The 16,092-nt window shown below is 57.8% G+C and carries 14 protein-coding genes; 7 read left to right on the forward strand and 7 right to left on the reverse strand.

Features of this window, described 5'->3' with window-relative positions:
• Nucleotides 1–87: 87 nt before the first annotated feature.
• The 4 genes from R1T46_RS10180 to gatC form a co-directional block, all read right to left on the reverse strand.
• Complete coding sequence (locus tag R1T46_RS10180) at nt 88–486, reverse strand: PilZ domain-containing protein (RefSeq protein ID WP_317308158.1); 399 nt, start codon at nt 484–486, stop codon at nt 88–90.
• Between the two features lie 392 nt (nt 487–878).
• Complete coding sequence (gatB, locus tag R1T46_RS10185; protein ID WP_317308159.1) at nt 879–2,330, reverse strand: Asp-tRNA(Asn)/Glu-tRNA(Gln) amidotransferase subunit GatB; 1,452 nt, start codon at nt 2,328–2,330, stop codon at nt 879–881.
• 21 nt (nt 2,331–2,351) lie between these two features.
• On the reverse strand, nt 2,352–3,809 hold the full coding sequence (gatA, locus tag R1T46_RS10190; protein ID WP_317308160.1) for an Asp-tRNA(Asn)/Glu-tRNA(Gln) amidotransferase subunit GatA: 1,458 nt from the start codon (nt 3,807–3,809) through the stop codon (nt 2,352–2,354).
• Nucleotides 3,810–3,855: 46 nt separating this feature from the next.
• Nucleotides 3,856–4,143 carry an Asp-tRNA(Asn)/Glu-tRNA(Gln) amidotransferase subunit GatC gene (gatC, locus tag R1T46_RS10195; RefSeq protein WP_085679838.1) on the reverse strand — a complete coding sequence of 96 codons (288 nt, stop codon included), beginning with the start codon at nt 4,141–4,143 and terminating at the stop codon, nt 3,856–3,858.
• 369 nt (nt 4,144–4,512) lie between these two features.
• On the opposite strand from gatC, the gene R1T46_RS10200 reads away from it, so the two are divergent.
• The 7 genes from R1T46_RS10200 (at nt 4,513) to R1T46_RS10230 (ending at nt 13,789) form a co-directional block, all read left to right on the forward strand.
• Nucleotides 4,513–5,553: a rod shape-determining protein gene (locus R1T46_RS10200; RefSeq protein WP_286810905.1), complete on the forward strand. Its 1,041-nt coding sequence runs from the start codon at nt 4,513–4,515 to the stop codon at nt 5,551–5,553.
• 120 nt (nt 5,554–5,673) lie between these two features.
• Nucleotides 5,674–6,561, forward strand: coding sequence for a rod shape-determining protein MreC (mreC, locus tag R1T46_RS10205; protein ID WP_317308292.1), 888 nt, complete (start codon nt 5,674–5,676; stop codon nt 6,559–6,561).
• Nucleotides 6,561–7,037, forward strand: a complete 477-nt coding sequence (gene mreD, locus R1T46_RS10210; RefSeq protein WP_036209841.1) for a rod shape-determining protein MreD — start codon at nt 6,561–6,563, stop codon at nt 7,035–7,037. Before mreC ends, mreD begins: the two co-directional genes overlap by 1 nt.
• Before the next feature lie 14 nt (nt 7,038–7,051).
• Nucleotides 7,052–7,657: a nucleoside triphosphate pyrophosphatase gene (locus R1T46_RS10215; protein WP_317308161.1), complete on the forward strand. Its 606-nt coding sequence runs from the start codon at nt 7,052–7,054 to the stop codon at nt 7,655–7,657.
• Nucleotides 7,650–9,131: a ribonuclease G gene (rng, locus tag R1T46_RS10220; RefSeq protein ID WP_292047435.1), complete on the forward strand. Its 1,482-nt coding sequence runs from the start codon at nt 7,650–7,652 to the stop codon at nt 9,129–9,131. Before R1T46_RS10215 ends, rng begins: the two co-directional genes overlap by 8 nt.
• A 55-nt stretch (nt 9,132–9,186) precedes the next feature.
• Nucleotides 9,187–12,906, forward strand: a complete 3,720-nt coding sequence (locus R1T46_RS10225; protein ID WP_317308162.1) for a YhdP family protein — start codon at nt 9,187–9,189, stop codon at nt 12,904–12,906.
• A 22-nt stretch (nt 12,907–12,928) separates the two neighbouring features.
• Nucleotides 12,929–13,789: a carbon-nitrogen hydrolase family protein gene (locus R1T46_RS10230; RefSeq protein WP_317308164.1), complete on the forward strand. Its 861-nt coding sequence runs from the start codon at nt 12,929–12,931 to the stop codon at nt 13,787–13,789.
• On the opposite strand, the gene yjgA is transcribed toward R1T46_RS10230, so the two are convergent.
• The 3 genes from yjgA to R1T46_RS10245 form a co-directional block, all read right to left on the reverse strand.
• A complete protein-coding gene (gene yjgA, locus R1T46_RS10235) occupies nt 13,786–14,316 on the reverse strand; it encodes a ribosome biogenesis factor YjgA (RefSeq protein WP_317308165.1) in 531 nt (176 codons plus the stop codon). The genes R1T46_RS10230 and yjgA overlap by 4 nt on opposite strands.
• 26 nt (nt 14,317–14,342) lie before the next feature.
• Nucleotides 14,343–15,704, reverse strand: a complete 1,362-nt coding sequence (mgtE, locus tag R1T46_RS10240; protein WP_292047439.1) for a magnesium transporter — start codon at nt 15,702–15,704, stop codon at nt 14,343–14,345.
• 112 nt (nt 15,705–15,816) lie between these two features.
• A complete protein-coding gene (locus R1T46_RS10245) occupies nt 15,817–16,086 on the reverse strand; it encodes an HPr family phosphocarrier protein (RefSeq protein ID WP_300494221.1) in 270 nt (89 codons plus the stop codon).
• Between the last annotated feature and the right edge of the window lie 6 nt (nt 16,087–16,092).

Raw genomic sequence — 16,092 nt, forward strand, 5'->3', positions numbered from 1 at the left:
TGGCATAAGAAGCCGGGTAACTAGAGTTTGCCGCTATAACAATATAGCGACAGGGTAGGCTGGCAGCTATAATGAGGAAGGTTAAAGCTACGGGGTGGAGAGCAGTTTGCTGACGTAGTTGTTCACGTAATCGAAACCATTGCCTTCGAATTCCGCGAATTGGATGCCGAGCTGGAATTGGTCGCGGGCAATTCGCCGCATGTGGACGATGTTGCCTCCAGCGATCACTGAAACAGGCTGGTTAGCAACAACCGGTACGGAAAAGGTCGTGGTTACGGAAATCCAGTTGCCGGGTGCGGGTGTCTTCTGGCCGGGAACCAGTTTTCTCACGGAATTCTGATCACACAGGACCATCAGGCCGGTTCGGGAAATATTCGAAACTTTGCAGGTCAGGCAGCTGCCGTCGGTTGTTTCAATCCGGGCCTCGGTAGCAACATCAACGCGTTGTTGGTTGCGAAGGTTTGGCTTGGCGGCAACTGGTTTCATCGTTACTCTTCTTGCGTCTCTGGTTTTAAAGCAGGCAGCCTTACCCATCGTTCAATCCTTTATTGTTTTTTACTCGCTGCCTTCTTTATATACACGTGCTATGAACGCGAAAAAGCCGCGCCAATGGTCATGAAGATGTAATATGGCGAGCACGAAAAACAGCAAGCACTTGTCGTTTTGATCTTAACTCCCTGAAAGTCTAGTTGTTTGTTTAGTGATCAGCAAGTTGCCTGTCGCCAAAACTGTCAGATTTGTGAACTGAATGTGAGCATTGCGTCACCAAAACCAATGCGGAATCCAAGCGCACAAGGACGTGCTTGGAGCGTTTGTTGGGAGAAGCCTCCCGCTGAGGCCTCCCCCAAACCAAACAGGCTAGGGCCGCAGCCAGAGGGTCAGCTCCCAAGTTTCTTAACCAGAATCTCATTAAACAGCTTCGGATTACCCTGGCCCTTGGAGGCCTTCATCAGCGGCCCCATGAACCCGCCGAGCATCTTCTTCTGCTTCTTGGGGTCGGATTCCTGCTGATACTGGGCCACCTGATCCGGCATGGAGGCCAGAACCTCATCCACCATCTTCTCAAGCTCGCCAGTGTCCGACACCTGCTTCAGGCCTTTGGCATCGATAATCGCATCCACGCTGTCATTTTCGCCGGCCCAGAGCGCCTCGAACACTTTCTTGGCACCCGCCGATGAAATCGTGTTGTCCGCGATGCGCACCACCAGATCCCCAAGTTGCTCGCCGGAAATCGGTGAGTCGGCCACAGATTTTTCCTCCGCATTCAGGCGTGCGGAGAATTCGCCCTGAACCCAGTTGGAAGCCAACTTGGCGTCCTTCCCGCGATCAGCGGCGGCTTCGAAGAATGCGGCCAGTTTTGAGTCGCCAGCCAGTAGCCCGGCATCGTAGTCATTCAGGCCGTACTGCTCCTTGAAGCGGGCCTTGCGGGCATCCGGAAGTTCCGGGAGGCTGTTGCGGGCTTCGTCGATAAAGGCGTCGTCGATTTCCACCGGCAGCAGGTCCGGGCAGGGGAAGTAGCGGTAATCGTTGGCTTCTTCCTTGGTACGCATGGACCGGGACTCGTCCCGGTCGCCATTGTACAGGCGGGTTTCCTGAACAATGGTGCCGCCGTCCTCGAGAATGTCCATCTGCCGCTCGACTTCGTGGGCAATGGCCTGCTCCATGAAGCGGAAGGAGTTCAGGTTCTTGGTTTCGGTGCGGGTGCCCAGGGTATCGGAACCCTTGGGCTTGAGTGAGATGTTCACGTCAAAGCGCATGGAGCCCTGTGACATGTCGCCGTCACAGATGCCCAGGGACGTGACAATGCCGTGGAGTTTCTTGGCAAAGGCGACGGCCTCATCGGCATTGGTCATGTCGGGTTCAGTGACCACCTCAATCAGCGGGGTGCCTGCACGGTTCAGGTCGATGCCCGTCATGCCGTGGAAATCCTCATGGAGAGATTTGCCAGCATCCTCTTCCAGGTGGGCATGGTGAATACGCACCCGCTTGGATTCGCCGCTGGCCAGATCGATATCCACATAGCCGGGACCGACAATCGGGCGCTCCAGTTGTGTTGTCTGATAGCCCTTGGGCAGGTCCGGGTAGAAATAGTTCTTCCGTTCGAACACTGAGCGGCGTTCAATCTCGGCGTTGACCGCCAGGCCAAACATCACCGCGTAGCGGAATGCCTGCTCGTTCGGCACTGGCAGCGTGCCCGGCATGGCCAGGTCAACGGCATTGGCCTGGGTGTTGGGTTCGGCACCATAGGCGGTGCTGGAGCCGGAAAAAATCTTGGTTTTGGTGGCGAGCTGAACGTGAATCTCCAGCCCGATCACAATGTCCCATTGCATAGTCGTTCTCCTGTATCGGGCTTATTGCGGTTCGCGCTGGTGCCAGTCGGTCACCTGCTGAAATTGATGGGCGGCGTTCAACAAGCGAGCTTCGGAGAAGTAATCCCCAATGATCTGCAGGCCTACTGGAAGCCCATCCACAAACCCGGCTGGAACGGACATGGCGGGGATGCCCGCCAGGTTGATGGCAATGGTAAACACGTCCTCCAGGTACATGGTCACCGGATCGCTGATTTTCTCGCCCTGGATAAAGGCCGGGGAGGGCGTGGTGGGGCTCATCAGCACATCCACTTCCTTGAAGGCGTTGATGAAGTCCTGCTGGATCAGCCGGCGAACTTTCTGGGCTTTCAAGTAGTAGGCGTCGAAATAGCCGGCGGATAGCGCGTAGGTGCCGACCAAAATCCGCCGCTTGACCTCGGTGCCGAAACCTTCGGCGCGGGTGCGCGTGTACATGTCCAGGAGGTCTTTCGGGTCTTCGCAGCGGTAGCCATAACGGGCGCCGTCAAAACGGGACAAGTTGGCCGAGGCCTCGGCCGGGGCGATAACGTAGTAGGCCGCGATGGCGAGGTCAGCGTGGGGAAGGGACACTGCCTTTACCGTGGCACCGAGCTTCTCGTACTCCCGGATAGCACCCCGAACTTGTTCTTCCATGGCGGCACTGAGGTTGCCAGCGAAGTATTCCTTCGGCAGCCCGATGCGTAACCCTTTCAACGGCTCGTTCAACGTTGCGGTATAGTCCGGAACGTCACGGTCAATGGAGGTGGAGTCCTTGGGGTCAAAGCCCGCCATTACGTTCAGCATCAGCGCATTGTCTTCGGCTGTGCGGGCCATGGTGCCACCCTGGTCCAGGCTGGAGGCAAACGCGATCATTCCGTAGCGCGATACCCGGCCGTAAGTCGGCTTGAGCCCGGTTACGCCACACAGTGCAGCGGGCTGACGGATGGAGCCACCGGTATCTGTCGCTGTTGCCGCCGGCACCAGTCGAGCCGCGACCGCTGCTGCGGAGCCACCGGAGGAGCCGCCAGGAACGCGCTTTTCACCTTGGCTCAGGCCCCAGGGGTTGGTCGTAGCACCAAAATAGCTGGACTCCGTTGAAGACCCCATGGCGAACTCGTCCATGTTGGTCTTACCCAGGCACACCGCGCCCGCCTTGCGGAAATTCTCCGTGACCGTTGCATCGTACGGCGGCACAAAATTCGCCAGCATCTTCGAACCACAGGTGGTCGCCACGCCATTGGTGCAGAATATGTCCTTGTGGGCGAAGGGCACGCCCGTCCAGGGTGTGGCCTTACCCGCTGCCCGTTGCTCGTCTGCCGCATGGGCATCGGCCAGGGCCTGCTCTTCCGTAATGGTGATAAAGCTATTGAGCTGCTCGTCTTCCTTTTCAAGGCGGCCCAGGAACTGCCGGGTCAGCTCCACGCTGGAAATCTTGCCGCTTTCCAACTCTCGGGAAAGCTCTGCTACGGATTTGTTATGCATGATACGTCCTGTTTACGTCGCTGTTCGTCGGGTCATTCGATGCCCTTTATTCAATCACTCGGGGAACCAGATAGAGGCCATTCTCGGTAGCCGGCGCAATCTTCTGGAAAGCCTCCCGTTCATTGGTTTCCGTCACCTCGTCCGGGCGCAGGCGCTGGACGGCATCCAGGGGGTGGGCCATGGGCGCCACCGAATCGGTATCCGCCGCGCTCAGCTGGTCAACCAGATCCAGGATGTTGCCCAGATCCTTTTCCAGCGCTGAAACCTGCTCCTCGTCCACCCGAATGCGGGCGAGCACAGCGACTTTCTCAATGTCCTTGCGGGAAATGGTCACACTGCCTCCCAGATATGTGAATTGTCTTTAATGGAGTGTTTCTGTAACGAAGGCTACTCGACGCCTTGGGGGCGTTCGGAGGGGACTTTCCAAAACTGTGCGGAGCCATGGATGGCGGAGCCCAAGCGCCACACGGAGGTGCTTGAGCGTGTTTTGGAAAGTCCCCTCCGAACGGCCCTCCACCGAAGCCCAATTAATAAAAGCGCTATGGTAACAGATTCAAACAATCGCGGGAGGGGCCAAAACAAAGGAGAAAAGCGCGAAAGGCGCCTCGGGAGCCCCGATGGTGCCTTGCCTGCGGGGGTGCTCACTGCTAAAGTTGCCGCATCATTTTGCGACTGCAACTCTCAGGTTGAAACTACACGAATGTTGATCAAAAGACTCCGAGGTTTATTTTCCAGCGACCTGTCCATCGACCTGGGCACCGCCAACACTCTTATATACGTGCGCGAACGCGGTATCGTACTCAACGAGCCCTCCGTTGTAGCCATCCGCACCGCAGGCTCACAGAAAATGGTTGCAGCCGTCGGCGCCGAAGCCAAACGCATGCTTGGCCGCACACCAGGAAACATCACCGCCATCCGCCCGATGAAAGACGGTGTGATCGCAGATTTCGTGGTTACCGAGAAAATGCTCCAGCACTTCATCCACAAAGTGCACGAGAACAGTTTTATCACCCCAAGCCCCCGCGTACTGGTTTGCGTTCCCAGCAAGTCCACCCAGGTAGAGCGCAAGGCCATCCGTGAATCCGCTCTGGGCGCTGGTGCAAGGGAAGTGTTCCTGATTGAAGAGCCGATGGCGGCGGCCATCGGCGCTGGCCTGCCGGTAGAGGAAGCCAGCGGTTCCATGATTGTGGATATTGGCGGTGGCACCACCGAAATCGCCATTATCTCCCTGAACGGCATTGTGTACGCCGAGTCTGTTCGTACCGGGGGCGACAAGTTCGATGAAGCCATCGTTACCTACGTTCGACGCAACTACGGCAGCCTGATCGGTGATTCCACCGCGGAGCGCATCAAGCACGAAATTGGTTGCGCCTATGAGGGCCTGGATATCCGCGAAATCGACGTTCGCGGCCGCAACCTGGCCGAAGGCGTACCCCGGGCCTTTACCCTGAATAGCGAAGAGATCCTCGACGCCCTCCAGGAATCCCTGGCGCAGATCGTCCAGACCGTGAAAAGTGCCCTGGAACAGTCGCCGCCGGAGCTGGCGTCTGATATCGCAGAACGGGGCATTGTGCTTACGGGTGGCGGTGCGTTGCTGCGCGGTTTGGATAAGCTGATCAGCGAGGAAACCGGCTTGCCGGTGATTATCGCGGAAGACCCGCTGACCTGTGTCGCCCGTGGCGGCGGCAAGGCGCTGGAAGTGATTGACCGTGGCGGAATCGGAATGTTCTCCCAGGAGGGCTGACCTTGACTCCGGCTTTGCGCCCCGACATTGCCTTTACCCGGCCGCCGCTCGTGAATGATCACGGCGGCGGTTGTCGTATGGACGCCTGCATGGAGTGCGGGAGGGTGAACTATTAAAACCATCTTTGTCCAAGGCCCCGTTCCCGGTTTCAGGCTGCTACTTGTTATTGTGCTGTCAGCGATACTGATCGTGGCGGATGTCCGCTTCGATCAGGTGACGCCAGTACGCAGCGCCATTGGCACAGGCCTCGCCCCGGTTCACTGGCTTGGCAATGCGCCCTCCGAATTCAGTGACTGGGTCGCCAGCCTGTTTACCACCCGTGAAGATCTCCAGGAAGAGAACGAAGCGCTGCAGGCGCGCTTGCTGATACTGGAACGCCGGGCCCTCAAATACGCCGCTCTGGCATCGGAAAATAACGAACTGCGCAAACTGATGAACTCTTCAGAGGTTCTTGATGACCGGGTGATTGTTGGCGAAATAGTGGCTGTTTCACCGGACCCGTTCTCCCACGAAGTGGTGATCAATAAAGGCAGTCGTGACGGTGTCGTGGTCGGCCAGGCTATCCTGGATGCCAACGGCCTGATGGGTCAGGTCCAGCAAGCCAGCAGTTTTACCTCACGGGTTCTATTGGTATCAGACAGCAGTCATGCAGTGCCTGTGGAAGTGGTTCGCAACGGCTTGCGGGCTATCCTGCTCGGAAATGGCGACACCAGTGCGCTTGAATTGGTGCATGTGCCGGATACCGCCGATATTCGCGAAGGAGATCTGTTGGTCAGCTCCGGGCTGGGGGGGCGTTTTCCCAAGGGTTACCCGGTGGCGGAAGTGGACCAGATTTCCAAGGAGCCGGGTGAACCGTTTGTGAAAATTCGTGCTACGCCAATGGCGGAACTGAACCGGAGTCGCCTGGTGCTGGTTGTGTTTTCACCAGAACAGGACGCCACGGGTGACGCTGGAACCTCGCCCGAAGGCCCCAACGCTGGATCACCAGAACAGGATGGGGTGCGCTAATGCTGTCGGTGATCAGTTATCCCGTTTTTGCCCTTAGCGTTTTGTTTGCCCTGGTGCTCAGCAGTTCGCTGTTTCCGCTGGGCTGGTTTGAGTTCCGGCCGGAATGGCTGGGCCTGATTGTGTTCTACTGGACATTCCGGGCACCGGCCCAGTTCGGTATCCTGTTGGCCTGGTGTCTCGGTCTGCTGCTGGACGTACTGGAAGCCACGCCGCTGGGCGTGAATGCCCTGGCCATGGGTGTTATTGCGTTCCTGGTGCTGACCATTCACCAGCGGCTGCGTATGTACCCTTTGCCGCAGCAGTGCCTGATGGTGTTCCTGTTGTTGGGTATCAACCAGATGCTGGTGCATTTTATCAAGCAGACACTGGGAGCTGACAGTTCCGGTTTTAGCTACTTGTGGCCGGCACTGACCAGTGCCCTGGTCTGGCCGGTGTTGTGTGTATTGCTGGATAATCTGAATCGCAAGCTTGGCTAGGATTGGAGGGCGCTATGCAGTCTATTGTTCTTGCCTCAGCGTCTCCTCGAAGAGCCGAACTGTTAAGGCAGATCGGTCTGTCGTTTCGGGTTCAGCCGGCGGATATTGACGAAACGCCCGCGAGCAACGAATCGGCCGAGCATTATGTTGAACGCCTTGCCCGGGAAAAGGCTCTGGCGGGAAGCGCTTTCAAGCCTGGCAGCCTGGTGATTGGTTCGGACACTTCGGTCGTACTGGGTGGCCGGATTTTGGGCAAGCCGGCGACTGCCGGCGATGCGATTGTTATGTTGCAGGCGCTTTCCGGAACCACCCATCAGGTCATGACCGGTGTTGCTGTGGTCCACGAGGGCGTTTGTGAATCGCGTCTGGTGGTGGCGGATGTTCGTTTCCTCGAGCTGCTGACGGCAGAAATCGAGGCCTATGTGGCAACTGGCGAGCCCATGGACAAGGCTGGCGGCTATGGCATTCAGGGGCGAGGTGGTATTTTTGTAGAGGAACTCCGAGGCAGTTACAGCGCCGTAGTGGGACTGCCCCTGCAGGAAACCGCAGCATTACTGGCCGGTGCCGGATACCCGGTATGGGAAACCTGGAACAGCAGGCAGGAGAGCCGCAATGAGTGAAGAAATACTGATCAATGTGACCCCGGTGGAAACCCGGGTGGCGCTCGTGGAGAACGGTATGCTCCAGGAGGCCTACATTGAGCGCACCAGCCGCAAGGGCATCGTGGGCAACATATATAAGGGCAAGGTGGTTCGCGTATTGCCCGGCATGGAAGCGGCATTTGTTGATATTGGTCTGGAGCGTGCGGCGTTTATTCATGCCTCCGATGTCGTCATTAGTCAGCAGCCAGCCAACGAAGCCCCCGAAACGCCGAAAACCGTGCCTGATATCCGCACCTTGCTCCGCGAAGGGCAGTCTCTTGTGGTCCAGGTCACCAAGGACCCTATTGGAACCAAGGGGGCGCGGCTGACCACCCAGCTATCCATCCCGTCGCGCTACCTGGTATTCATGCCTGGCGTCAGCCATGTTGGTATTTCCCAGCGAATTGAAGATGAGGCTGAACGTTCTCGGTTAAAGTCACTGGTGGAAGAGGGGGCTGCCGCCGAACCGGACATTTCCGGCGGCTATATTATTCGCACCGCCGCAGAGGCCGCCTCGGAAGAAGACCTGATTGGTGATATGACCTACCTGCATCGTCTGAACCAGGCCATTGAGGAGCGCATTACCCGAAGCCAGGCGCCCTCGGTGGTGTATCAGGATCTTCCCCTGTTTATCCGCACCATTCGCGACCTGATTCGCCCACAGACCGAGAAGGTTCGTATCGATAGCCGGGAAAGCCACCAGCGGGTGATGGAATTTGTAGAAGAATTCGTGACCGAGTTTTCCGATAAGGTTGAGTACTACCCGGGCGAACGTCCCATTTTTGACCTGTATTCCGTTGAGGATGAAATTCAGAAAGCTCTCAGTCGCAAGGTCCAGCTCAAATCCGGTGGGTACGTGATCATCGACCAGACCGAAGCGATGACTACGATCGATATCAACACGGGCGCGTTTGTGGGGCACCGTAACCTGGAAGAAACCATTTTCAAGACCAACCTCGAGGCGGCCCGTGCCATCAGTCGCCAGCTCAGGTTGAGGAATCTCGGTGGTATTATCATCATCGATTTCATCGATATGGAGGATTCCGAGCACCAGCGCCAGGTCCACCGAATGCTGGAGAAAATGCTGGAGCGGGATCACGCCAAAACCAAGATTACCGGGGTTTCCGAGCTGGGACTGGTGGAGATGACCCGCAAGCGCACCACCGAAAGCCTCGGTCAGATTCTGTGTGAACCGTGTCCGATCTGTGATGGTCGCGGCTTCCTGAAGACCAGCGAAACCGTCTGTTATGAAGTGTTCCGTGAAATCCTCAGGGTCAATCGTGCCTACGATGCGGAAAGCTATCTGGTGATGGCGTCCCAGAGTGTGGTGGATCGGCTGCTGGATGAAGAGTCCGACAACGTCGCCGACCTTGAGACGTTTATCAGCAAAACCATCCGTTTTCAGGTTGAGCCATTCTACAGTCAGGAGCAGTATGATGTGGTACTGCTGTAACGCTGGCCCGGCAGGCATAGGTTAGGCTTGGCGATTACCCCTGATGGCATCCAGTGTGGCTGACCAAACTCTGAAACATCTGTTGCTTCGAATGGCCTCGGGCGCCGCCAGTCTGATCTGGTGGTTGGTGCTGGCGGTCGTCGTTTTGCTTGCGCTCTATGCCGGAATAGGGCGCCAGGTGACACAGAACATCAACGAGTATCGCTCTTCGATCGAGCAACGGTTGTCGTCGGAGCTTGGTCAGCCGGTCAGTATTGGCGCTCTCTCCTCCAGCTGGAACTGGCTGGACCCAACCATTGTCGCCCGCGATATTGTGGTCGTTTCCGAAAACGACCGTAGTGACGTTGCCGGTTCACTGAAGAGCGTCCGCATTGGCCTCGACTTTCTCGCCTCGCTCATGCGCCTGCGCATTGTGCTCGCTGATTTTGACGCCGATGGGCTGGAGCTGACGATCAACCAGACTCCAAGGGGGGCGGTGACCATCGAAGGTGTCGATATTCCCGACCCCGTGGCAAACGATCTGGAGCTCTGGCTGGATATCGCCGGCAAATGGCTGTCCGACCCCTCCGTCAAAATTACACGTCTGGACCTTGGTGTTCGCGACGCCAATGGCACCTTGCGGCATGTAGAGGTGCCCCAACTGGACCTGATCTATCGGCGCGGACTGTTCCACGCATCCGGTCGGGCCATGAGGCCAGGAACGACCGAACAACTGGCCAGTTTCGGGCTGGTTGGCCGGCACTTCTTTCGCGGTGACTTCACGGGTCAGATATATGCCGACATCAACTCCGGCCGGTTTTTTGATGGACTCGCAGAGGAGTACGCTTGGCGGAATATACGGGCAGAAGGGTTTGATCTCGGAGGCCAGGTCTGGATGACGTTTCGGGATGGCCGCATTGAGCAGGTCAGCGGTAACCTGGAAACACCGTATCTGCAGCTTGGTGTTGGTCGCCAATCCCTGGCACCGCTTGAAGATATCAGGGCGACATTTGGTTGGCGCAGACACGATTCGTTGGCTGAGCATGAGCCGGAAACAACGGCTAAACCCTGGTATACCACCGGTGAGTTTCACCTAAAGGAACTTACGTGGGAGTGGAACGGCCATACGGTCTCTCCATTCAGTCTCCGGTTTAGCCATCGCGACGGTGGCCGAAGATTGATCGCTGATGCGCTTCCACTACAACCTCTCCGGCGATTGGTTGTCGGAATGAATCTGTTGCCAGGCAGGGCTGAAAGAGCCCTGGAGAATTATCGTCCCACTGGCCGCCTGGACCGGATGATGCTTAAACTGCCCACGGACGATAGCCGTGGCTTTGAGCTGACGGCTGCGTTGAACAATGTTGGTGTCAGAGCTCATGATGGCGCGCCGGGTGCGTCTGGTCTTGATGGCACCCTGTTTGTCGACCGGAACGGCGGGTTCGTGAGGGTGAGCAACGATGAGCTGTCGCTCGGTTTCCCGGACCTGTTCCGGGGGTTCTGGAGCCTCCGCGACGTCCGCGCAGGTGTGGCCTGGCGTTTTGAGGGAGGGGTAACCCGCGTATACGCGGATGATATCGGTATGGTTTATGGGGCCAATACCCGGTTGACGGGTGCGTTTGACCTGCGGATGGATCAGGGCGGGGAGGACAATTTGGGGCTGAAGGTCGGTGTGCGCGATGGCACCGCCGATATGCTTGCCGACTTCGTGCCAGTGAAGGTTGTCGACCCTGACCTCTACCAATGGCTGACAACGGCAATTACCAAGGCCGATATCCCCAGCGGTGAGTTTTACGGTCATGGCCAGATTGATCGTGACGCCCCGGAAAACTCCTTCTCGTCCTCAATGGTTTACCGTTTCGAAGAAGCCAGTATCCGCTACGACGAGCGATGGCCTGAGGTTGCGGATGCCAGTGGCGAAGTCTTTATTCAGGATGGTCGCACTCGGGTCGACATCCGCTCTGGACGAACGGGAGGGCTGGAGCTGGAGCCCGGCGAGGTGCGGGTTGTCCCGGAGGGCGAGGGCATTCAACTTTACGTCGATGCGTCAGCCCCGGTTCCTGGATCGGCGTTGGCTTTCTGGATGGACAACAGCCCGCTGGGTGAGTTGGCGGGAGAAGCAGGGCGGAGTATCACCCTGGATGGCGATTTCCACCTGGATCTCGGGCTGGGTTTGCCTCTGGTATCCGACGCGCCACCCACCATCAAAGCCAGCGTCAGAGCTGATTCCGGTACCCTGACTTATCCCGAAGCCGATCTGCAGTGGACCCAGGTGAATGGAGAGCTGGGGTTCAGCAGCGATGAGGGATTTTCCGAGAACCCCCTGCAAGCTCATTTTATGGGAGCTCCGGTCACGGTCCTGATGCGGCGGAGTGAGAATGCTCAATCGCTCAATATCCGTCAATATGGTCGCCTTGACGTTCGCCAGCTCCTGGATCGAACCGAGTTGCCGGACAGCATGGACATGGGGCTCAGTGGCGACATTGGTTATCAGGCAACGCTGGATGTCTCACCGGACACCGCTTCCGCCGTTACGCTGTATTCGGACCTTGCCGGGCTGTCGGTCGATTGGCCTGACCCGCTGGCAAAAGGCATCGATGATGAAGCGCCCCTGAGGGTAACGGTCACGCCCCGGCAAGAGTCAGGCGTTGATCTGTCAGTCGACTGGCAGGACCGTGCCAATCTGGATATGACCTGGCAAGCGGGGATGGTAGACATTGCCCTGAACGAATTGGTTCTGGGCGACCGCCAACTGACCAATATGACGGTGTCTGCACGGCAGAGTGACAGTGAGTGGCTGGTCACAGCCGACTCGGAATGGACCTCAGGCCGTGTCGTCTGGCCCCGGGACGATCAACCGGTCAGTGTTGATCTGGAGCGCCTTACGCTCTATCGAAGTGATAGTGAGACTGACGAGGGGCAGGAGTCAGAGCGACAGGCACAGACGTTTCGTGACTTGGAGATCAGCAACTGGCCGGACGTGAATGTCCGTATTGCAGATCTCAATATGGATGGGGAAAGCGCCGGTAGCTGGTCGTTCCAACTGAGGCCCGACGCTGCACAGCTGCGGGTACAGGATATTGTTGGCGCTCTCAAATCCCTGACCCTGACGGGAGAGCTGGACTGGAGCATTGCGACCGGGCGTGAGGTCACCCGTTTTACCGGCGATATCAACGGTAACTCGCTGGCAGACCTGGGCACGTTGGTTGGCGCTGAGATTCCTTTTCGCAGTAAGAATACGGCAGTCAAGCTTGATATTGACTGGCCAGGCCGTCCCGATCAGTTCGATGTCTCTGGCCTCAGTGGCTCGGTCAGTGTGCGTTTTGACGACGGTGTTATCCTTGAGGGGAACAATACAGCTCAGCTGTTCCGGGTGTTCAACCTTCTCAACGCCGATACGCTCTGGCGCCGTCTGAAACTTGATTTTTCCGATCTGTACGAAGCTGGCGTCGCCTTCGATGCCATCTCCGGAAAGGCAAGCATGATCAACGGCTTACTAACGTTGGATCCGGAGTTGCAAGTGGTAGGGCCATCCGGTGCTTTCAAGCTTACAGGCACCTCCAACATGGTCGAGGAAACCCTCGACATGAGCATGGTGGTGGTGTTGCCGCTGACTCAGAACCTGCCTCTGGCCGCCTTGTTGATGGGGGCGGGCGCTCCGATTGGCGGTGCGTTGTTTGTACTCGACAAAGTGTTGGGCGACCCATTGAGCAAACTCACCAGTGCAACCTATAGTGTAAGTGGAAGCTGGGACGAACCAGATGTTCGACTGAGGCGGGTATTCGATACCGGTAATTGATGGTTTTGGCAGGAGGGCCACGATGTCAACGCAAAAAGACAACCCCGTCAAATGGCAGGCAAGTCGGGTGGCGGCGGTACAGATGGTCAGTACTCATGACATCGCCGCCAACCTCAACGAGGCAGCAAGGCTGCTGAAGGAGGCGGCTGACGCAGGCGCCAGCATTGCGGTGCTGCCCGAGAACTTTGCGGTACTGGCCACAAAACAGATGATCGGCTGCGGTCGACGGGAAGCAGAACCGGATAATGTGATTCGGCAATTCCTGGAGCAGCAAGCGGCCGAACTGGGTATCTGGGTGGTGGGAGGCTCTCTGCCCATTGCCTCCAGGCCGGACGGTTCCACCGTGGCCGAGCGGGTTCGCGCCTGCTGTTATGTTTACGACGACCGTGGCCGCGAGGTCGCCCGCTACGACAAGATCCATCTTTTTGATGCCACCGTGGAAGACGCTCAGGGGCAGTATCGCGAGTCAGACACCTTCGAGCCGGGCGATGACGTAGTTGTGGTTGATACGCCGGCAGGGCGACTCGGCATGGCCATATGCTACGACCTGCGCTTCCCCGAACTGTTTCGGCAACTCAGGGAGAAGGACGCTGAATGGATATCCCTACCCAGTGCCTTTACCTGGCATACCGGTGACGCCCACTGGCATGCGCTGATACGTGCCCGTGCCGTTGAAAATCAGGTTTGGCTGGTGGCAGGGGCCCAGGGGGGGCAGAATAGTGAGCGTCGACGCACCTATGGGCACAGCGCGATCGTCGATCCCTGGGGCCGAATACTGTCCGAACTCGACGAGGGGCCGGGTGTCGTCATTGGCGAGCTTGATCGCGAAACACTCAAGGATATCCGCACGCGGATGCCCGTCTGGGAGCACCGGAGACTTTAGTTTCCGGCGGCTTCCGCGTCGTCGATGCACTCCCTGAGGTAGCGAAACAGCTTTCGCGGTTGACCGGTATTCTTTTCTTTCTGCACGTCCCGGCGAGCATTGCGTGCGAGGTTGCGCAGGTGCTGGATGTCGGCTGTGGTGCAGTAGTTCAGAAATTCGCCGACGGCCGGGTCGCCTTCCTCAATCATCCGATCACGCCAGCGTTCCGCCAGGTGATGTCGGCGGGTGTGCTCTTCGCTTCCGGCATCAAATGCGTCGATGGCTCGAGTGAGCCCTTCCGGATCGTCTTCCTGGCGGATAATCTTGCCAATGTACTGCAGATGGCGGCGACGGGCTTCGTTCTGTCGAATGCGACGGGATTCCTCAATGGCCACCCGCAGGGTATCGCTGATGGGAAGGGTATTGAGCTGGTCGTTACTCAGATCGAGCATGCGCCTGCCGAGATCCTGCAACTGGTGCATTTCCCGCTTGAGTTGGGACTTGCTCGGGCCGAGGTATTCCGGGGCGTCGTCTTGGGAGTCGTTCATTTTGAGTCCGTGTTGTCGGATAACGGTTATCCGTAGAATATCGTCGCCAGACCAAGGAAGGCCATAAAGCCGACCACATCCGTGACCGTTGTCAGTATAACGCTACCGGCCAAGGCCGGATCAATGTTGCGGGACTTCAGGAACAGAGGCAGCACGGTGCCCACGAGGGCCGCGGCGATCAGGTTGATGATCAGAGCGGCGGCGATGATGGCGCCAATCATGATATCCCTGAACCAGAGGGTTGCCGCTGATGCAACCACCACAGCCCAGAGCAATCCGTTCAGGGCTCCCGCAATAAATTCGCGGTTTAGCAGCCAGCCCACGTTAGCGCCGCTGATCTGTCCCACGGCCATGCCACGGATCACCAGAGTCAGCGTCTGGCTGCCAGCGATGCCGCCCATGGAAGCCACGATAGGCATCAATACCGCCAAAGCCACCACTTTCTCGATGGTTGCCTCAAACAGGCCGATCACGGCGGAGGCGGTAAAGGCCGTGAGCAGATTGATGCCTAGCCACACCGCCCGACGCCGGGTGGTCTTCAGGATGGGAGCGAAGGTGTCTTCGTCCTCATCGAGGCCGGCCATGCTCATCAGTGAGTGATCGGCATCCTCACGGATTACGTCAACCACGTCATCGATGGTGATTCGGCCCAGGAGTCGACCTTCCTCACTGACTACGGGTGCTGAGATCAAGTCGTAACGTTCGAACAGGGTCGCCACCTTGGTGTCGGACAGGGTGACTGGTATCGCTTCAATGTCCGTGTCCATCACTTCCCGCACCGTTGCCGCTGGATTGGATACCAGCATTTTGGTGATTGGTAGCATGCCGATGAACTCGTCGCGTCGGCTGACCACGATAAGGCTGTCCGTCATCGGGGGCAGATTGCGATGACGACGCAGGTAGCGCAGAACCACGTCGATGCTGATGTCCGGACGCACCGTAATGGTGTCCGTGTTCATCAGGCCGCCGGCGGTGTCTTCCGGGTAGGAAAGTACTTCTTCGACGCGCTGACGGTCCTGCTCGTCCATGGTGTCCAGGACTTCCTGGATCACCGTGTCGGGCAATTGTTGCAGTAAGTCGGCCAGATCGTCCGACTCGAAATCCTCGATGATGTCAGCGAGTTCCTGAGCGTTTAGCTGGCTCAGGAAGTAACCTCGGATATCGTCGTTCAGATACTGGAGGACTTCACCTTCAAGCTGCTTGTCGACCAGGTTCCAGAGCAGGGCGCGCTGGCGGGGTGGTGATGATTCCAGCAGGTGGGCGATGTCACTGGGGCTCAGGCCGCCATTCAGGATGCGGGCGACCTGTTTCAGGGCGCCACTGTCCAGCGCTTCGCTCAGCGAGCGAAGACGTTGGCGCGCCTGGCTTTTTTCCAGAATATCGGTCATGGATCACCCACAGTCAGAAAACCCTCGTATTATAGCGGAGTTAGGCGACATAGGTGAGGAAGAGTTGTAGGTGAATGCCGTAGACGGGCACGTATGTCCAGTGTGGAGCTGGTTATTCGCCTTCCCCGAAGTAGTCATTGATCAGCGTAACCAATGCATCGACAGCGTCGGATTCATCCGGACCGTCCACAATCAGCTCTACCTCTGTCCCCTGGCTGGCGGCGAGCATCATTACCGGCATGATGCTTTTGGCGTCCACCTGTCTCCCTTTGCGGCTGATTTCAATACTGCTGTCGAACTCAGATGCCTTGGCAACCAGTTTGGCTGCCGCTCGGGCGTGGAGCCCGAGTTTGTTGATAATGGTAATGGGGCGGCGGATCATAGGCGG

Origin of the sequence: Marinobacter salarius (assembly GCF_032922745.1) — a bacterium.
Taxonomy (GTDB): Bacteria; Pseudomonadota; Gammaproteobacteria; order Pseudomonadales; family Oleiphilaceae; genus Marinobacter.